18 protein-coding genes are annotated in these 16,329 nt (G+C 70.2%); 10 read left to right on the forward strand and 8 right to left on the reverse strand.

Annotated elements, in window-relative coordinates; genetic code table 11:
- Window positions 1-109: 109 nt before the first annotated feature.
- On the reverse strand, window positions 110-844 hold the full coding sequence (locus QSK45_RS31460) for a TIGR03943 family putative permease subunit (protein WP_285562299.1): 735 nt from the start codon (window positions 842-844) through the stop codon (window positions 110-112).
- Window positions 841-1,881, reverse strand: a complete 1,041-nt coding sequence (locus QSK45_RS31465) for a permease (RefSeq protein ID WP_285562300.1) — start codon at window positions 1,879-1,881, stop codon at window positions 841-843. Before QSK45_RS31465 ends, QSK45_RS31460 begins: the two co-directional genes overlap by 4 nt.
- A gap of 206 nt (window positions 1,882-2,087) precedes the next feature.
- On the opposite strand from QSK45_RS31465, the gene QSK45_RS31470 reads away from it, so the two are divergent.
- Window positions 2,088-3,101, forward strand: a complete 1,014-nt coding sequence (locus QSK45_RS31470) for a tetratricopeptide repeat protein (RefSeq protein ID WP_285562301.1) — start codon at window positions 2,088-2,090, stop codon at window positions 3,099-3,101.
- A gap of 49 nt (window positions 3,102-3,150) precedes the next feature.
- On the opposite strand, the gene QSK45_RS31475 is transcribed toward QSK45_RS31470, so the two are convergent.
- A complete protein-coding gene (locus tag QSK45_RS31475) occupies window positions 3,151-4,179 on the reverse strand; it encodes a YDG/SRA domain-containing protein (protein ID WP_285562302.1) in 1,029 nt (342 codons plus the stop codon).
- Between the two features lie 127 nt (window positions 4,180-4,306).
- On the opposite strand from QSK45_RS31475, the gene QSK45_RS31480 reads away from it, so the two are divergent.
- Entirely contained in the window at window positions 4,307-4,969 is a 663-nt protein-coding gene (locus QSK45_RS31480) for an HAD family hydrolase (RefSeq protein ID WP_285562303.1), read from the forward strand.
- Here the strand turns inward: QSK45_RS31480 and QSK45_RS31485 are convergent.
- Window positions 4,950-6,227 carry an NsdA family TPR-like regulatory protein gene (locus QSK45_RS31485; protein WP_285562304.1) on the reverse strand — a complete coding sequence of 426 codons (1,278 nt, stop codon included), beginning with the start codon at window positions 6,225-6,227 and terminating at the stop codon, window positions 4,950-4,952. The genes QSK45_RS31480 and QSK45_RS31485 overlap by 20 nt on opposite strands.
- 215 nt (window positions 6,228-6,442) lie before the next feature.
- Here QSK45_RS31485 and QSK45_RS31490 point away from each other — a divergent pair, with 215 nt between their 5' ends.
- Genes QSK45_RS31490 through QSK45_RS38675 form a run of 5 tightly spaced genes read left to right on the forward strand, consistent with a single transcriptional unit; the run spans window position 6,443 to window position 9,605 of the window.
- Window positions 6,443-6,925, forward strand: a complete 483-nt coding sequence (locus QSK45_RS31490; RefSeq protein WP_285562305.1) for a hypothetical protein — start codon at window positions 6,443-6,445, stop codon at window positions 6,923-6,925.
- Window positions 6,926-6,956: 31 nt separating this feature from the next.
- Window positions 6,957-7,223 (forward strand): putative ATP-grasp-modified RiPP, encoded by a 267-nt coding sequence (locus QSK45_RS31495; protein WP_285562306.1) that lies wholly within the window; start codon window positions 6,957-6,959, stop codon window positions 7,221-7,223.
- 3 nt (window positions 7,224-7,226) lie between these two features.
- The gene (gene tgmB, locus QSK45_RS31500) at window positions 7,227-8,222 is read left to right on the forward strand and encodes an ATP-grasp ribosomal peptide maturase (protein ID WP_285562307.1); all 996 of its coding nucleotides are present in this window, start codon (window positions 7,227-7,229) and stop codon (window positions 8,220-8,222) included.
- Window positions 8,200-9,486: an ATP-grasp peptide maturase system methyltransferase gene (gene tgmC / locus QSK45_RS31505; protein ID WP_285562308.1), complete on the forward strand. Its 1,287-nt coding sequence runs from the start codon at window positions 8,200-8,202 to the stop codon at window positions 9,484-9,486. Before tgmB ends, tgmC begins: the two co-directional genes overlap by 23 nt.
- Window positions 9,483-9,605: a hypothetical protein gene (locus QSK45_RS38675; protein ID WP_490993645.1), complete on the forward strand. Its 123-nt coding sequence runs from the start codon at window positions 9,483-9,485 to the stop codon at window positions 9,603-9,605. The genes tgmC and QSK45_RS38675 overlap by 4 nt, the downstream gene beginning before the upstream one ends.
- On the opposite strand, the gene QSK45_RS31515 is transcribed toward QSK45_RS38675, so the two are convergent.
- Entirely contained in the window at window positions 9,595-10,050 is a 456-nt protein-coding gene (locus QSK45_RS31515) for a DUF2267 domain-containing protein (protein ID WP_285562309.1), read from the reverse strand. The genes QSK45_RS38675 and QSK45_RS31515 overlap by 11 nt on opposite strands.
- A 165-nt stretch (window positions 10,051-10,215) precedes the next feature.
- Window positions 10,216-10,641, reverse strand: a complete 426-nt coding sequence (locus QSK45_RS31520; RefSeq protein WP_285562405.1) for an Hsp20/alpha crystallin family protein — start codon at window positions 10,639-10,641, stop codon at window positions 10,216-10,218.
- A gap of 154 nt (window positions 10,642-10,795) precedes the next feature.
- On the opposite strand from QSK45_RS31520, the gene QSK45_RS31525 reads away from it, so the two are divergent.
- The gene (locus QSK45_RS31525) at window positions 10,796-11,098 is read left to right on the forward strand and encodes a hypothetical protein (protein ID WP_285562310.1); all 303 of its coding nucleotides are present in this window, start codon (window positions 10,796-10,798) and stop codon (window positions 11,096-11,098) included.
- 25 nt (window positions 11,099-11,123) lie between these two features.
- Here QSK45_RS31525 and QSK45_RS31530 read toward each other — a convergent pair whose 3' ends face one another.
- On the reverse strand, window positions 11,124-12,701 hold the full coding sequence (locus QSK45_RS31530; RefSeq protein WP_285562311.1) for an MFS transporter: 1,578 nt from the start codon (window positions 12,699-12,701) through the stop codon (window positions 11,124-11,126).
- Between the two features lie 96 nt (window positions 12,702-12,797).
- The gene (locus tag QSK45_RS31535; protein ID WP_490993646.1) at window positions 12,798-14,132 is read right to left on the reverse strand and encodes a DUF445 domain-containing protein; all 1,335 of its coding nucleotides are present in this window, start codon (window positions 14,130-14,132) and stop codon (window positions 12,798-12,800) included.
- A gap of 179 nt (window positions 14,133-14,311) precedes the next feature.
- On the opposite strand from QSK45_RS31535, the gene QSK45_RS31540 reads away from it, so the two are divergent.
- Window positions 14,312-15,688 carry an SGNH/GDSL hydrolase family protein gene (locus QSK45_RS31540; protein ID WP_490993647.1) on the forward strand — a complete coding sequence of 459 codons (1,377 nt, stop codon included), beginning with the start codon at window positions 14,312-14,314 and terminating at the stop codon, window positions 15,686-15,688.
- Window positions 15,689-15,714: 26 nt separating this feature from the next.
- On the forward strand, window positions 15,715-16,317 hold the full coding sequence (gene rdgB / locus QSK45_RS31545; protein ID WP_285562312.1) for an RdgB/HAM1 family non-canonical purine NTP pyrophosphatase: 603 nt from the start codon (window positions 15,715-15,717) through the stop codon (window positions 16,315-16,317).
- The last annotated feature ends 12 nt before the right edge of the window (window positions 16,318-16,329 follow it).

Here is a 16,329-nt window from a genome sequence, read left to right on the forward strand (position 1 = left end):
TCCCGCTCCACCGCCTCGGCCTCCCGCTCGGCCCCCTGCGCCCAGCTGCGCCGGCAGTCGCCCGCACGACGGGCGGGGCGTCCCCGACCAGCCATGGCCGGCGCCGGCTTCAGCGGGTGCGGGTGGTGGGCAGCGGAAGGGCGTCCTGATAGCCGTTGACGGGCCGGGGGACCTTCTCGACCGTACGGGCGTCGAGGGCGACCGCCGCGGAACCGGTACCCAGCGTGCCGCCCGGGTGCCAGGTCCCGGTGACCGCGACCCAGGTGTCGGCGGGCGGCACGGGCCCGCCGTAGACCCGTACCTTCACCGACTGGGCGTCCGCCGCGCAGCAGCTGATGATGATCCGCGTCAGGTCCCAGCCGCCCTTGCCGTGCGGCGTGACGATGCCGGTCATCAGGATCGTGCGCCCCTTGACGGCCCCCGCCCGGTCCTGCCGCACCCGGCTGGTGAAGTCGGACAGGGTCATGGGCAACGGCGAGACGGCGGGCAACGGCCCGAACCCGCCCTGGTGGGCGATGGCTTCGGGTGGCTGCCGGGAGGCGGTGTACGCGCCGAGGGCGGGCGGGGCGTAGCAGAGCAGGCTCACCGCGGGGAGCAGCAGCAGCCAGGCGACGCGCGGCACCCGGGAGTGATCGTGCCCGTGGCCGTCGTACTCCTGATCGTGCCGCTTCCGGTCGAGGACCGCACTGACGATCCCGAGCAGCACCAGCACGCACCCGGAGACGATGAGCAGGGGCCGCATGCTCTCCTTGACGTAGCGGAGGCACAGGTCGGTGACGAGGGAGATGCGCAGCAGGCCGAGTCCGCACAGGACGAGCAGGCCCGACTGGAGCGTCCGCTTCACAGGAGGGCACCTCCGACCAGCGCGCTGCACGCGACGGCGACGACGAGGGTGGCGGCGGAGAACCGTACGGCGAACGCCCGCCCGAAGGTCCCCGCCTGGAGCGCGATCAGCTTCAGGTCGACCATGGGCCCCACCACCATGAACGCCAGCCGCGCGACCGGCGGGAAGCCGGTCAGCGAGGCGGCGAGGAAGGCGTCCGCCTCGGAGCAGACGGCGAGCAGCACGGCGAGGGCGGCCAGGAAGAGCACGGACAGCCAGGGCGTGCCGGTGAAGGTGGCGAGTACGGAGCGCGGCACGGCGACGTTGAAGGTGGCGGCCGCCATCGCCCCGAGCACGAGGAACCCGCCTGCGTGCAGGAAGTCGTGCCGGAACCCGGTCCGGAACTCGTCCAGGCGGCTGTGTCCGCTCTGGTGCCCGGTGTGCCGTACGGCGGGCCGCAGCCACTCCGTCCTGCCGAACCGCAGCCACAGCCACCCCATGGCGACGGCCGTGGCGAGCGAGGCGAGCAGCCGGGCCAGCACCATGGCCGGGTTGCCGGGGAAGGCGATCGCCGTGGCGGTGAGGACGACGGGGTTGACGGCCGGCGCGGACAGCAGGAAGGCGAACGCGGCGGCCGGGGTGACCCCCCGGCCGATCAGGCTGTCGGCCACCGGCACGGACGCGCACTCGCACCCGGGCAGCACGACCCCGGCCACCCCCGCCACCGGCACGGCGAGCACGGGCCGCCGGGGCAGCATGCGCCGGAACACCCGCTCGGGCACGAACGCGTTGATCGCCCCGGACAGGGCCGTGCCGAGCAGCAGGAACGGCAGCGCCTGCACGGTGACCGCGAGTGCGACCGTCCGCCACGCCTGCACGGCCGGGGCGTCACCCCACCGCCCGACGAGAAAGAGAAGGGTGCCGGGCACGACGGCGGCACCGACGAGGAGCAGCGGCCAGTACCGGGGCAGCGCGCCCGCGTCCCCGCCCTCCTCCTCCGGCCGGGCCGCTCGCAGCCCCTCCCGATCGGCGTGGACCAGCTCCCCCGTCACCCGCATCCCGACCCCACGTCCAGGTGTCCCCACGGACGGATGTCCGCGTGGATGTCTCCGTCCGCACAGAAGATAGCGAGTGGCCCTGTGCGCCCGGGATGCGCCCCGGGGTATGCCCCCGAGGATCCGGTGCACGCGGGGTGTCCCCCTGGGGGATCACCCCCGCCGGACCGCCCTCACGTTTGTCGGCGCCCGGCAGTACGGTGTCCCCCATGCGCCCCGACACGCCTGCCGAGAATGTCGACCACACCGCCGAAGCGGCACGCCTGGAGCGGACCGCCGGCCTGTACCCGGAGGACGCGGAGACCCTGCTCCTGCGGGCGGCGGCCCACCTGGAGCTGTCCGGCGACCGCCCCGCGGCCACCACCGTCTACGACCGCCTGCTGTCCACCCCGGCCACCCTGGAGAACCCGTCGCTGGTACGGGCCCTGAAGGCGTCCAACCTCTGGGAGTACGGCCATGAGGCGGAGGCCAGGGCCATCATCGAGGGCATCCGCACCACGGCCCCGCACGACCCGGGCCCCTGGGTGATCATCGCGGAGTCCCTGGAGTCGCACGACGAGCTGAAGTCGGCGGAGGAGACGTTCACGCAGGCCGCGCGACTGCTGCTCCCGGACTCCGCGGAGCCCCCGCTCTCCCTGCACCCCCTCCTCTACGGCCGCCACCGCGTCCGCCGCATGCGGGGCCTGCCGCACGACGACTGGGACACCCTGGCCGACACCCTCCACACCGCCCCGGTCACCCTGGACGAACTGCACGACCCCAAGCGCGTCTGGTCCCTCGGCTCCGACAACCCCGCCGAGCTGGAGGCCGAGATCTCCCGCCTCCGCACCGAACTGGGCGCCTACCGCGAGGCCCTGTCCCGCCCCTTCCCGGTCGCCGTCCTCCACTGGCCGGCCCCGGAACTGGCCGAACTCCTCTCGGCCTACCCCACCCTCTCCGCGGAGTACCCCTCCCACTCCGCCCACCTGTCGACCATAGAGTCCTCCCTCCGCGAACTCTCCACCTCCGGCACCCCCAACCTCGGCATCGTCACGGGCACGGTCCCCTCCTACGAGGCCTTCGCCGCCTCCGAGGCGACGTCCCCGGACGACCCGACCCTGCTCCCCCAGTACGCGACGACACTGGCGGCGAGGGGGCGGGCGGTGGCTTGGCCGCCGGGGAGGGGGGCGGAGTGTTGGTGTGGGGTGGGGCGGGGATATGGGGAGTGCCACGGGGGCGAGTGACTAACTCAACCCCGCGCCGACCTAATTCTCCATATAGATGGCTCCAGCCTTACGGCCGGCTGGAGCCTCGCTTTTGTTGCCACCACTCTCGGTGGTAGCGCACATACTCTTCGTGCACTCGATGCCTCTTGTGTCGGTTGAGCTTCGCTCGGACGTTGTCACCAAACAATCCTGCGCGGACGACGATCGACCAATCGTCATCTATAACAACTGCCCCTATGTCAAGGGCTACATGACAATTAGGACAGAGGCAGAGGATATTCCTCTCGACGTCCGGTCCATTGTGCGGCTTACCCAGCGGCTTGATATGGGCACCCTCGCTATAGGGCCTCTCATCTGACCCAACCAATCGCAAGCCGCACATCTGGCACTCATGCCCGTAGAGTTCCTTGACACGACGCACCGTGGCAGCATCGCGGACGATCCGCTGGATCGAGGCAGGCCGCACCCTGGGGAACTTCTCCGAGTCCGACCACCCAGGTTCCCCCTGAACAGCGACATCATCCTCTTCCTGGATCAGCTCTTGCTGCTGCAACACGGATGCGATGCCCCGCTCAGCATCTGTCAACTCCTGTTCAGGTTGCGGAAGCCGCTCCAACTCGAACTGGCATATATGTATGGGCGATCCGTCCGGAGCAGGGGAGATAGACACGGCAGTGCGGATCTCCGTGATCTCATAGAGCCCGTCATACCTGTAGTCGTCAGGCAACGAGTACCGCTCGTCTCCTTCCGGACCACGGATGATGCGGACGGGATATTTACGCTCGAAGCTCAGCTTGAGCGCAGCGTTATCTCGATACTCCCACGACTGGCTCCGCAGAAGCCTCTTACCATCTGGCGCCTTATCCTTGTCGGGAGAGGCCCCGGTGTACTTAACTCGAACCCAGTCATCCCGATCGTCTTCATAACCGCCATTCAAGACGATGGCGTCCGCTACATAAATGCCGTCGGCGTCTTTCAGTCGAGAGATACCCCGCTGCGTGTCGCCATGCAGATGGGCACGCCGCACGTCGGTCCGACGCCGGAAGATTGCCCCTGAGGCTACGCCCTCAATGTGACCAATGACTCGCTCACCCATCGCACCATGGTGAAGCAAGGTGATCACTTGTGTCACGCGATCGCTCAAAGCTGGCTAGTTATTGCTCATAGTCCCCTCATTGATTACCCGAAGGAGAGCAGTCCTACACGGCGGTACCCTGCCTTGCATGATGCACGCGGTCGTCTTCGACGTAGGTGAGTGCCTGGTAGACGAGACCCGGGAGTACGGGACTTGGGCCGACTGGCTGGGGGTGCCTCGACACACGTTCCATGCCATGTTCGGAGCTGTCATCGCGCAGGGGCGGGACTACCGGGAGGTCTTCCAGGAGTTCCGTCCGGGGTTCGACCTCTACGAGGAGCGCGAGAAGCGGGCCGCCGCAGGGCAGCCGGAGACCTTCGGGGAGGAAGACGTGTACCCCGACGTCCGACCGGCCTTGGCGCAGCTCCGGGCCGACGGGGTGTGGCTGGGTATCGCGGGGAATCAGACCGTCCGAGCAGGACACATCTTGCGCAAACTGTTTTCCAACGACGTCGACCTGATCGGAACCTCGGACGACTGGGGCGCCAGCAAGCCCGACCCCGAGTTCTTCAAGCGGGTTGCGGAGGCTGTGCCGTTCGACGCTGATGAGATCCTCTACGTCGGGGATCGTTGCGACAATGACATCCAGCCGGCCCACCGCTCAGGCATGCGCACTGCACTCGTGCATCGCGGGCCCTGGGCAACCATTCAGTGGAGCAGCACTGAAGCCAGGGAACTGCCTACCTTCCGGGTGGACAGCCTGCTCGAACTGTCTGCGTTGATCAAGGAGTTCAACGGGTCAACACGTTGAGCGTCGTTCCCCAGTCGTACAACCGGTCATCAAGGTCACGGACACAACGCTCGTGCTGGTAGGGGGACAGTGCACGGCGGACACCGCGCACTCGATCCATGCCCGTCGCATACCAAGTGACGGCCAACTGATCCAATGCCTTACCCGCATACTCACATGCCTGCTCCGGGTTTCCTGATGCTGTCTCCACTGCCGCCAAGTCGCCATAAATCACTGAGCGTTGCTTGTCCTCCGCGGGAGTCATTGCGGCCAGAGCATGGAGCAGGCTCTCGCGGGCCTGTGGAAGGTGGCCCGCCACCAGTTGAGTGTTTCCCTTGAAGGCCGCCAAGCGAGCTGGGGAGAACCAGTCAAGCCAGTCCGGCGACGCGTGATCGTTCCCAACCATCAGGACGTCTTCGGCATGATGGATCAGGTGCAACGCGGTGCGGATGTTACCGCACCGCGTCTCGCATTCAGCCTCCACTGCATCAAGCCAGGCAAGGAACTCGGCGGATGCGGAGGTGCGGCGAGCGTACGTGCGTGCGGCTGTCATTCGCTCCAAGGCTCCGTCGCGGTCCGCCGCCCAGGCCGGAATAAACGCCATGTGCGCCAAAATGGCCGAGCCGAGCAGTGGATCGTCGGCTTCACCCGCAGCTTGCAGCGCCAAGAGAAGGGTGTCGTGGGCGGTGCTCGGTTCGCTGAGGTCGAAAAACTCGATCCGCCCTGCCAGAAGGTAGGTCTCTGCCAGTGCCGCCGCGATCGTACGGCGTGTCAGGTCCGCCGTCTCAGGCAGGATGGCGCAGCCCAGCATGGCGTGTGCGACTACGGCAGGGTGCAACTGGGGTGGGGCGACAGACCAGTAGAGACGGCGATGAGATCGGGTGACAGCCTGAAAGTCGGCGCCAACAGTGGATGGCTGTGAAGCCGCGACAGCTCGACCATGCGGGGCTGACAGGCCGAGGGAAGCCGCACCACTGGCTACAAGAACGCGCTGTGCATGATCAGGTACCTGCGCGCCGCCGGAACCCCACGGGGGTGTGAAGCCGAGCGCCTCCATGCTCTGCCCGAGGAGGTGAACGAGCACCCGCTGGCAGTCGGGCTGTGGCCAGGGTGGGGTGTCCGATTCCCATCGGCGCACCTGCCGTACCCCGATCGACAGCCCTCGGATGCCCATGTCCTTGGCATGCCGAGCGAGGGCATCTGCCAAGTCCTGCTGTGAGCTGAATCCGGCGGCCACACGAGCGGCCTTGAGTCGGACATTGCCGGTGGGCCTGGGCACTTGGACACCTCCTGCTGCGGCGGCTGCTTCAACAGTCGCACATCCGGTCCTCACTTGGGCAGGCTTTCCCTCGCAAGAGGGCATGGAAGACCGGACTGCGCCCTTACGGCGACCTCCTCAAGTCCTCGTATCTGCCACCTGGTTACAGAACTCTGGGCTGCGTATCCCAGAGGGGAATCAGAACAGGAGGCTGCTCATTGGACACCCAAGGAGCCTTGGACCGAGCCATCGGCGAATGGCTGGCCCGGGTACATCCGGCTCCGGAACAGGCCCGAGCCGAGTGGACCACCCAGGGCGTTGCCTTACTGCCTCTCGGCGTTCGCTTTGCCGCGGTGCGGATGCCGGAGGACGTGGTGCATGCCGCCGTCGACTTCTGTGACCGGGACCAGGTGGCCTGCGCGGTCGGGGAGTTGTTGGGCGGCTCGATCATCTACGACCGTCGGGCCTCGGGTGGCACGTACTACGCCCTGATCCAGGCGGACGCCGGTCTGGCCTGGGCGTACGAGGCCATCGCCACGTGCCTTGGGCGAGGCACCTACCTCGGAGTCCCGCGACTCGACCAGCAGCAACCGCCCGGCACGTACTGGGTCGTTCCCCCGCGCTACGAGGGCGACCTCTGCGCACCACGAGCCATCGTCTCGTTGATCACGCGTGGCCGATCCCGGCTACCGGACCCCGCCAGCATGCAATCCCTCTGACCTACAGGAAACACGGAAGGTGAACCAACCCATGCGTACTCCGACTCCTCAAGCTCCCTGGGCCCTAAGGCTCGTCACCGACCGGCTCCCCGTCGGGCCCCCGTTGTACGCCTCGGTCGCCCTGGACCCCGTCTCCCTGACCGCCCGCTACACGGACGCCGAAGGCCAGTTGGTCGAGATGGGCAAGCACGGCACGTCCAGGACGACGGGTACGACTTCGGTGTCCGGGGGTGGGGACGGGCAGGGACCGCAGCCTCAGACGCAGGACGACCACACCACCGACTACGAGTCGGACTGAGTGATGGGCTCGACCGTACTGGTCGTCACCGCGCTGGAGGACCTGACCGCGGACCGGGTCGTCGAGGTGCTGAACGAGAGGGGCGTACCGGTCGTCCGTGTCGACCCCGCGGACATCGGGCCTGCGCTCATGTTCGGGTTCCACCTGGGTGAGGAGTTGCCGGGTTGGCACGGACGACTGCGTACCCCGACCCGAGAGGTCGGGATCGAGGAGGTAGCAGCGGTCTACTGGCGTCGTCCCAGCCCGTACGCCGCCCCCGGGTGTCTTCCACGGCAGCAGCGCGACTTCGTCGTCGCCGAGGCGCGGCACGGACTCGGCGGTGTCCTCGGTGCTCTGCACGGCGCGCGGTACGTCAACCACCCCTCCGCCGTGGCCCGTGCGGACTTCAAGCCCGCCCAGCTTCGGCAGTTCGCCGCACTCGGGCTGCGAGTTCCGCCGACGCTCATCACCAACGACGTACAAGAGGCGCGTAAGTTCGCCGCCGATCACGAGCACATCGTCTACAAGACGTTCCGCGGGCTGCCTCCGGGCGAGGACGGCCGAGCCGGGGCCATCTGGACCCAGCGGATCGATCCGTGCACCCTGGACGAGACGGTCGTCGTGACGGCGCATCTCTTCCAGGCGGAGATCCCGAAGACCGGTGATGTGCGGGTCACCGTCGTCGGCCGCCGGGTCTTCGCGCACGTGATCACCAACCCGAGCGGCGCTCTGGACTGGCGCAAGGGCGACTGGGACCACCTGGTCCACTCTCCCGTCGGCGTACCGGCTTCGGTCCACACCGCACTGCTGAGCTACTTGGCGTCCTTCGGTCTGGTCTTCGGGTGCTTCGACTTCGCTCTCACCGGCTCTGGCGACGACCCGGAGGACTGGTGGGCGATCGAGTGCAATCCGAACGGCCAGTGGGGCTGGTTGCCGGACGCCCCAGCCATTGCCGAGGCGTTCGCCGACATTCTGAGCGTGGAGGAGAGCACAGCCCATGATGATGCCCGCTGCCCCTGAGACCGATGCCGTCAGGCTGCGCGAGGCGATGACGGAGTCGCTCGGAACAAGCGGCGCGCTGGGTGACCCCGCTTGGCGAGCGGCGGTGTCAGCGGTGCCACGGCACCGCTTCGTACCCGGCTTCTACCTCCCCGCGCAGGAGCCCGACGAACACGGGTTGACCGTATGGGAGCCCGTCACCGCCGACCTCGACTACGGCCGCTGGCTGGCAGCCTCGTACTCCGACAGCACCTTGATCACACAGTTCGACGACCAGGAGCCCGACTGGGCCGCACCCCGGGTACGGCACGGCGGGGCGCCCACTTCGTCGTCCACCCTGCCCTCGCTCGTCCTGCGCATGTGGGCCGACGCGGAAGTGGCGGAGGGACACACCGTGCTGGAGATCGGTACCGGGAGCGGCTACTCGACGGCACTGGCCTGCGAACGGCTCGGCTCCGCCGACATCACGAGTCTCGAAGTCGACCCGCGGCGGCTGGAGACAGCGGCGACGGCGCTGCACAGCTGCGGCTACACGCCTACGCTCGCGGTGGCCGACGGGCGGTACGGCTACTGGCCGGAGGCGCACTTCGACCGCGTCGTGGCAACCTGCTCGTTTCGCGCCGTGCCGCCCGCGCTCATCGCGCAGACCAGGCCGGGCGGGAAGGTCCTGCTGACTCTGTCCGGCTGGTTGTACGGCTATGCGCGCGTCCTTCTCACCGTCGCCGAGGACGGCACCGCCGAGGGGCCGCTGCTGCCGGGCACGGTCTCCTTCATGTCCGCCCGCGCCCACGCCGCACCCGCTTTCGGCAATCCCGCCCACTGGGTGGCGGGACTACCGGAGAAGGCGAGGCCCGCGCGGTACGGACCCGAGAGGATCACGGCTGCCACCGCGGAGGCGTTTCACCTGCGCTACCTCGCCCAGTGCGCCGTGCCTGACGCGCAGCTCACCACCGCCGGCGACACCGTGGTGCTGGTCGACGTCGTCAGCGGTTCCGCCGCCTCCCTCGTTCCGAGTGGGTGCGGGTGGGAGGTGCGCGAGGCTGGGACGGTGGGGTTGTGGGAGCGTGTGGAAGCCGTTGTCGACGCCTTCGATGCCTCCGGAAGACCAGGACCCGAGATGTTCAGGCTGCGTGTCCGCGGGGGTGAGCAGCTTCTGCGGCATCCGCAGATGCCGGGTCTGGCGGTGCCCTCCGGGGGGCCGGTTCCCCCGCTGTCCCGGCTCTGGCCGATCGCGTACGGCGCGAGCGCCGGTCCGGCCTCGGGAGCCGGGACGGCAGGGCGATGACGCTGCTCGTCCGCACGAAGATCGTCGGACCGTACGCGCAGCGGAAGCACCCCCGGCTGGGACCCGCCCCGAGCCTGGCCGAGCAGGCCCCCGCGGAGCTTCCGCCGGTCAGGCCGTAGCCGACAGATCCGCCCTCCCGAACAGCAGCGCGTACCCCGGCGGCAGTTGGGCCAGGACGCGGGTGGTGAGGGGGGTGCCCACCTGGGTCGCGAGGGCGCTGAGGACGGAGCTGACGTCCCAGCGGGCCGTGGCCGGGGTGGAACCCTCGATGCGGGTGGAGACCGATTCGACGAACTCGCGGGCCGTCAGGGGATGGGTCGCGGGTATCTGGGAGGCGATGACGTGGCCGGCCTCGGGGGGCAGGGCCTGGGCGAGGGCCACTCGTTCGTCGCCGGTCACATGGCCGCCCAGGGCGGACAGGACGATGCGCGTGATGCGTTCCGCCTCCGCGCTCGTCGGGTACTGACCCGCCTCGCGGACGGCCTCCGTCAGTTCCCTCCAGCGGGGCGACGGGGTGGAGGTCGGGGTGGTCGTCGGCTGCGGCTTGGTCACCGTCGTGGTCATCGTGGTGGCTCCTTCTCCAGGGCGCTGGGCATCCATGGGGTACCCCGCCACGCGGAGGGCAGTTCGAGACATGTGGGCACTTCGTTGGGGCCGAACGGCCTTGGCGAGGGCGGGACTTCGGGAGCGCCGGTCCCGCCCTCGCCCCGGTCCGGTGGGCGGGATCCGTCAGCTGCTCAGCTGCTTACGGGGCGCGGATCCGCCCGTGATCTGGATGCGGCGGGGCTTGGCCTGTTCGGCGACCGGGATGCGCAGGGTCAGGACGCCGGCCTCGTACGAGGCGTCGATGCGGTCCGTGTCCAGGGTGTCGCCGAGGAAGAGCTGGCGGGTGAAGGTGCCCGTCGGCCGCTCGGCCACCACCGTCTGCGCGTCCTCGGGGGCGGGGCTCCGGCGCTCGGCGCGGACGTTGAGGACGTTGCGCTCGACGTCCAGCTCGATCGTCTCCGGGTCGATGCCGGGGAGGTCGAAGTGGACCAGGAAATCGTCACCGGAACGGTAGGCGTCCATCGGCATCGCGGACGGACGAGCGGTGTTGCCGAGGACCTGCTGCGCGAGTCGGTCGAATTCGCGGAACGGGTCGGTACGCATGAGCATCACGGGTCACTCCCTTCTTCTGGCACTGGGTGCGATGCCCTACGGCTACTTATATAGCTCGAAGCCGGAAAGTTGACAAGCCACGACTCAGGTTACGTAAGTCGAGCGGTCTGCGCGTTAGCCTCGGCATCCTCTACGACATTCGGAGGCACTCATGGCCAAGGTTCCCAGCGCTGTCGTCGCCGCGAGCGGACTCGTCGGCGGGTACGGGGTCGCCCGGTGGACGAAGAAGCGGCCGCTCGGCGGGGCCGTGCTCGCCGTCGCCGGCGCCGCCGCGGCGCAGCAGTGGCGCAAGCAGGCCGGGGCCACGGCCGCGGGCGTGCTCGGCGCCGCCTACGTCGCCGCCTTCGCCGGATCCCACCCGCTCGCCAAGAAGATCGGCGCCTGGCCCTCCGTCCTCGGTGTCGCCGGTGCCGTCGCCCTCGCCTCCTGGGCCGTCGCCGACCGCAGGGCCTGAGCAGGCGGGAGACCGCCCGAGAGGGCTACGGCCTGCTCGCCGCGGGTGGGGGTGCGGACGGTCCCTGGGAGCCGGGGGAAGCCCCCGGAGCACCCGGCCCCCGCCCGCCGGGCCCCGAGGCCCCCGGCGCCCCCGCCCCCTCCCCCACCGCCGTGAGCGGCCGCGCCACGTCCTCCAGCGACCGCCGCTCCGCCCGTACCGCCAGTGCCGCCGCCACCAAGCCGGCCGCGCACATCAGCGCCGCGCCGATGGAGAACGCCAGGACCGTGTCGCCGACCCGGCCCGTGCCGGTCAGGTCGGCGAAGAGGAGGGGTCCGCTGATGCCGCCGGCGGCCGTGCCGAGGGCGTAGAAGAAGGCGATGGACATCGCGCGCGTCTCCATCGGGAAGATCTCCGACACCGTCAGGTACGCGCTGGACGCGCCCGCCGAGGCGAAGAAGAGGACCGCGCACCAGCACGCCGTCAGCGTCGCCGCACTCAGCACCCCCCGGTCGAACAACCACGCCGTGCCGAACAGCAGCAGACCCGAGAGCAGGTACGTCGAGGAGATCATCACCCGCCGGCCGGCCGTGTCGAAGAGCTTGCCGAGCAGCAGCGGGCCGCAGAAGTTACCGATGGCGATGACCGCGAAGTAGTAGCCCGTACGGTCCGCCGGCACCGCGAAGAAGCGCGTCAGGATCGCGCCGAAGCCGAAGGTGATCGCGTTGTACAGGAACGCCTGCCCGATGAACAGGGAGAAACCGAGCACCGCCCGCCTGCGGTAGTGGCCGAAGACCGTACGGGCGATCTCCCGGAAGGTGATGCTCCTGCGCTGGTGGACGGCGAGCCGGGCATCCGTCGCCGGCAGCCGGACGCCCTTCTCCGCCTCCACCCGCCGTTCGATGCCGGCGACGATCTCCTCCGCCTCCTCGTCCCGCCCGTGGATCAGCAGCCACCTCGGACTCTCCGGAACGTGCCGTCGTACGAGCAGGATGACCAGGGCGAGTACGGCACCCAGCGCGAAGGTCAGCCGCCAGCCCACGTTCATCGGCAGCAGGCCGGTGTCCAGCGCCACGATCGACAGCAGCGAGCCGCCCACCGCGCCCAGCCAGAAGCTGCCGTTGACGATCAGGTCCACCCGGCCGCGGTAGTGGGCCGGGATCAGCTCGTCGATCGCCGAGTTGATCGCCGCGTACTCGCCGCCGATGCCGAAGCCGGTCAGGAAGCGGAACAGGAAGAACCACCAGGCCTCCCAGGAGACCGCCGTCAGAGCCGTCGCCGCCAGATACACCGCAAGGGTGATCATGAAGAGCTTCTTGCGGCCGTAGCGGTCGGTCAGCCGGCCCCAGAACAGCGCGCCCACGCAGGCGCCCGCCACATACAGCGCGGCGGCCACGCCCGTGATCTGGCCGGAGGTGATCGACAGGCCGCTGCCCGGTTCGGCCAGACGGCTGGCGATGTTGCCGACGACCGTGACCTCCAGGCCGTCCAGGATCCACACCGTGCCCAGGCCGATCACGATCGTCCAGTGCCAGCGGGACCAGGGGAGGCGGTCGAGACGGGCGGGGATGGCGGTGCTGATGGTCCTTCCGGCTTCCGGCGACGCCTTCTCGGCTCCTGTCATGGGCTCCCTCCTCGTCGAGAACGCCCCTCCACGGGGAGGGACGGCAGGACGACGGGTGCCCTCGTCACCCCGTTCCAGGCGTCCGGTGACCCCGCGTCAGCCACCCACCGCCCGCGACACCGTGAAGATCAGCAGTCCCGCCAGTGATCCCACCACCGTGCCATTGATCCGGATGAACTGCAGGTCGCGACCGATGTGCGCCTCGATCTTCCGGGTGGTGTGCTCGGCGTCCCAGCCCGCCACCGTGTCCGTGATCAGCGAGGTGATCTCCGCCCGGTACGTGGTCACCACGTGCACCGCCGCGCCCTCCAGCCAGCTGTCCACCTTCTCCTGCATCTTCGGCTCGCCCGCCATCCGCGTGCCCAGGGACAGCAGCGCCGACCGCAGCCGCGTCCGCAGTTCGCTGCGCTCGTCCTCCGCCGCCGCGACGATCATCGACCGCACGGCCGTCCAGGCGGACGCGATCAGGTCCTGCACCTCACCGCGGCCCAGCACCTCGCCCTTCAGCCGCTCCACCCGCGCCCGGGTCTCGGTGTCGGACTGGAGGTCCGAGGCGAAGTCGGTGAGGAAGCGGTCGATCGCGCCGCGCGCCGGATGGGACGGCATGTCCCGCATCTCCGCGCAGAACCGCAGCAGCTCCCGGTACACCCGCTCGCCGACCTTGCGGTCCACGAACCGCGGCGTCCAGCCGGGCGCCCCGCCCTGCACCGCGCCCATCACGTTGTCGCCGTGCAGCACCAGCCAGTCATGGGCTCGGGAGACCACCAGGTCCACGGCCCGCTTGTGGCCGCCGTCGGCGACGACCTTCTCCAGCATCTTGCCGAGCCCCGGCGCGATCTCCCGCGCCCCCGCCCGCCGGGTGATCGCCTCGCCCACCACCGCCTGGACGTCGGAGTCCCGCAACACCGTCAGCGCCCCGCGCAACGCGGTCGCCAGCTCCGCCGTCACCCGGTCCGCGTGCTCCGGCTCCGCCAGCCAGGCGCCCAGCCGCGCGCCGATGCCGACCGCGCGCAGCCGCTGCCGTACGACGTCCTGGGACAGGAAGTTCTCCCCCACGAACTCGCCCAGCGAGACGCCCAGCTGGTCCTTCTTGGTCGGGATGATCGCGGTGTGCGGGATGGGCAGCCCCAGGGGGTGCCGGAAGAGCGCGGTGACCGCGAACCAGTCCGCCAGCGCGCCCACCATGCCCGCCTCCGCCGCCGCGGAGACGTAGTCCGCCCACGCCCCCGCACCCGCGCTCCCGGCCAGCTTGGACAGGACGTAGACCACGGCCACGAACAGCAGCAGACCCGTCGCGGTGAGTTTCATCCGCCGCACCCCGCGCCGGCGCTCCTCGTCGGCCGGCGTAAAGGCCGTCATGGTCCGGTACGACGCCGCCGCACCCGTCTCGGTAGGTTCCATCAGCTCCACCCGTTCGGTGATCCCGCGCACAATTGTCCCCTCCTGACCTACTCCCGGAACGGAACAGGAGTTCCCGGCGTCTGTTCCGGCGGGGACACGGGCCCCGGGGCCCGGTCCAGGGCCCCGCCGGTCCGCCCGGCCCATGAAGCATCATGGACTCATCAAGATCGGAGCCCGGGGCTCCCTCGCCCGAGGAGAACGGCACGAGCGTGGACAGGCGGCAGGACGCGGCCCCGCAGGCGCCCCGCGCACGGCACCGCGCGAAGTACCTCGCCCTGATCGGCGCGCTCGTCGCGCTGGTGCTGGCCGTGAGCGCGGGGATCTACGTCACCGCCGGGGCCGGCGACCACGCCACCGGCGGCGCCCTCGCCGACGGCCGCCCGCACCGCGACTCCTCCGCCGCACCCGTCTCCACCGGCACCTGGGTCGGCTCCTGGGCGAGCGCCCCCGTCGGCGGCGAGCCCGGCACCGAGACCGCCGGCCTCGCGGGCCACTCGGTGCGCAACGTCGTCCACGCGGACGCCGGGGGTACGAGTGCCCGCGTCACGCTGTCCAACCTCTACGGCCAGACACCGCTGGACATCACCCACGCCACGATCGCGCTGTCCGCCGGCGACGCCACCGCCGCGGCCGACGCGGACTCGATGCGGCGGCTCACCTTCGACGGTGCCACCGGCGTCGTGATACCCGCCGGCGAACAGGTCGTCAGCGACGCGGTGCGCCTCCTCGTCCCCCACGACACCGACGTCCTCGTCACCACCTACTCCCCCACCCCGTCCGGGCCGGTCACCTACCACCCGCACGCGCGGCAGACCTCCTACGTCGCCACCGGGGACCGCACCGAGGACGCCACCGGTGCCCCCTACACCCGGCGGACGCCCTACTGGCGCTATCTGACCGCACTGGACGTGCTGAGCAACGAGGCCGACGGCACCGTCGTCGTCTTCGGCGACTCGCTCACCGACGGCATCACCTCCACCGTCAACGCCAACCGCCGCTGGCCCGACGTCCTCGGCGACCGGCTGCGCTCCGCCCTCGAAAGCGGACAGCGGCTGCCCCGCTACAGCGTCGTGAACGAGGGCATCAGCGGCAACCAGGTCCTCACCGACGGCCTCGGCCGCCCCCCGGAGAACCAGAGCGGGCTCGGCCGCTTCGGACGCGACGCGCTCGCCCGCACCGACGTCAAAGTCGTCGTCGTCGACCTCGGCGTCAACGACATCCTGCGCGACCCGCACCTCGACGGGCCCGACCGCGTCCTCACCGGACTGCGCACCCTGGTCCGCGAGGCACACGCGCGCGGGCTGAAGGTCGTGGGGGCGACCCTCATGCCGTTCCGGGGACACCGGGGCTGGACCCCCGCCCGGGAGGCGGTGCGGCAGCGGATCAACGCGCAGATCCGCGCGGGGCGGGTGTACGACGCGGTGGCCGACTTCGACAAGGCCCTGCGCGACCCGTACGACCCCCGCCGCCTGCGCCCCGACTACGACTCCGGCGACCATCTGCACCCCAGCGACCCGGGCTTCGCGAGGATGGCCGGGGTGTTCGACCTGCACGCGCTGAAGGGCGCGGGGCAGGCGCGGCTGTGAATCCCGGGCGAGGAATACTGGGCGGCATGACCCGCTTGATCCTCGCCACCCGCAACGCCGGAAAGATCACCGAGCTGAGGGCCATCCTGGCCGACGCCGGGCTCCCCCACGAGCTGGTCGGCGCCGACGCCTACCCCGAGATCCCCGACGTCAAGGAGACCGGCGTCACCTTCGCCGAGAACGCCCTGCTCAAGGCGCACGCCCTGGCCCAGGCCACCGGGCTGCCCGCGATCGCCGACGACTCGGGCCTGTGCGTGGACGTCCTGAACGGCGCCCCCGGCATCTTCTCCGCCCGCTGGGCCGGCCGCCACGGCGACGACAGGGCCAACCTCGACCTGCTCCTCGCCCAGCTCTCCGACATCGCCGAGGAACACCGCGCCGCGCACTTCGCCTGCGCCGCGGCCCTCGCCCTGCCGGACGGCACGGAACGCGTGGTCGAGGGCCGACTGCGGGGCATCCTCCGCCACGCCCCCGCCGGCACGAACGGCTTCGGCTACGACCCGATCCTCCAGCCCGACGGCGACAGCCGGACGTGCGCCGAGCTGAGCCCCGAGGAGAAGAACGCGATCAGCCACCGGGGGAAGGCGTTCCGGGCGCTGGTGCCGGTGGTGCGGGAGCTGCTCGGCTGAGCACGCGCGCGG

This window comes from Streptomyces hygroscopicus subsp. hygroscopicus, assembly GCF_030269125.1.
Taxonomy (GTDB): Bacteria; Actinomycetota; Actinomycetes; order Streptomycetales; family Streptomycetaceae; genus Streptomyces; species Streptomyces hygroscopicus_C.

What these genes read in the sequence shown, in the direction of transcription:
- QSK45_RS31525 (WP_285562310.1), top strand. Translation starts at nt 10,796, where the DNA reads ATGGCCAAGGTTCCCAGCGCTGTCGTCGCCGCGAGCGGACTCGTCGGC.
- QSK45_RS31520 (WP_285562405.1), bottom strand. Translation starts at nt 10,641, where the DNA reads ATGCTCATGCGTACCGACCCGTTCCGCGAATTCGACCGACTCGCGCAG.
- rdgB (WP_285562312.1), top strand. Translation starts at nt 15,715, where the DNA reads ATGACCCGCTTGATCCTCGCCACCCGCAACGCCGGAAAGATCACCGAG.
- tgmB (WP_285562307.1), top strand. Translation starts at nt 7,227, where the DNA reads ATGGGCTCGACCGTACTGGTCGTCACCGCGCTGGAGGACCTGACCGCG.
- QSK45_RS31495 (WP_285562306.1), top strand. Translation starts at nt 6,957, where the DNA reads ATGCGTACTCCGACTCCTCAAGCTCCCTGGGCCCTAAGGCTCGTCACC.
- tgmC (WP_285562308.1), top strand. Translation starts at nt 8,200, where the DNA reads ATGATGATGCCCGCTGCCCCTGAGACCGATGCCGTCAGGCTGCGCGAG.
- QSK45_RS31515 (WP_285562309.1), bottom strand. Translation starts at nt 10,050, where the DNA reads ATGACCACGACGGTGACCAAGCCGCAGCCGACGACCACCCCGACCTCC.
- QSK45_RS31465 (WP_285562300.1), bottom strand. Translation starts at nt 1,881, where the DNA reads ATGCGGGTGACGGGGGAGCTGGTCCACGCCGATCGGGAGGGGCTGCGA.
- QSK45_RS31475 (WP_285562302.1), bottom strand. Translation starts at nt 4,179, where the DNA reads ATGGGTGAGCGAGTCATTGGTCACATTGAGGGCGTAGCCTCAGGGGCA.
- QSK45_RS38675 (WP_490993645.1), top strand. Translation starts at nt 9,483, where the DNA reads ATGACGCTGCTCGTCCGCACGAAGATCGTCGGACCGTACGCGCAGCGG.
- QSK45_RS31480 (WP_285562303.1), top strand. Translation starts at nt 4,307, where the DNA reads ATGATGCACGCGGTCGTCTTCGACGTAGGTGAGTGCCTGGTAGACGAG.
- QSK45_RS31530 (WP_285562311.1), bottom strand. Translation starts at nt 12,701, where the DNA reads ATGACAGGAGCCGAGAAGGCGTCGCCGGAAGCCGGAAGGACCATCAGC.
- QSK45_RS31470 (WP_285562301.1), top strand. Translation starts at nt 2,088, where the DNA reads ATGCGCCCCGACACGCCTGCCGAGAATGTCGACCACACCGCCGAAGCG.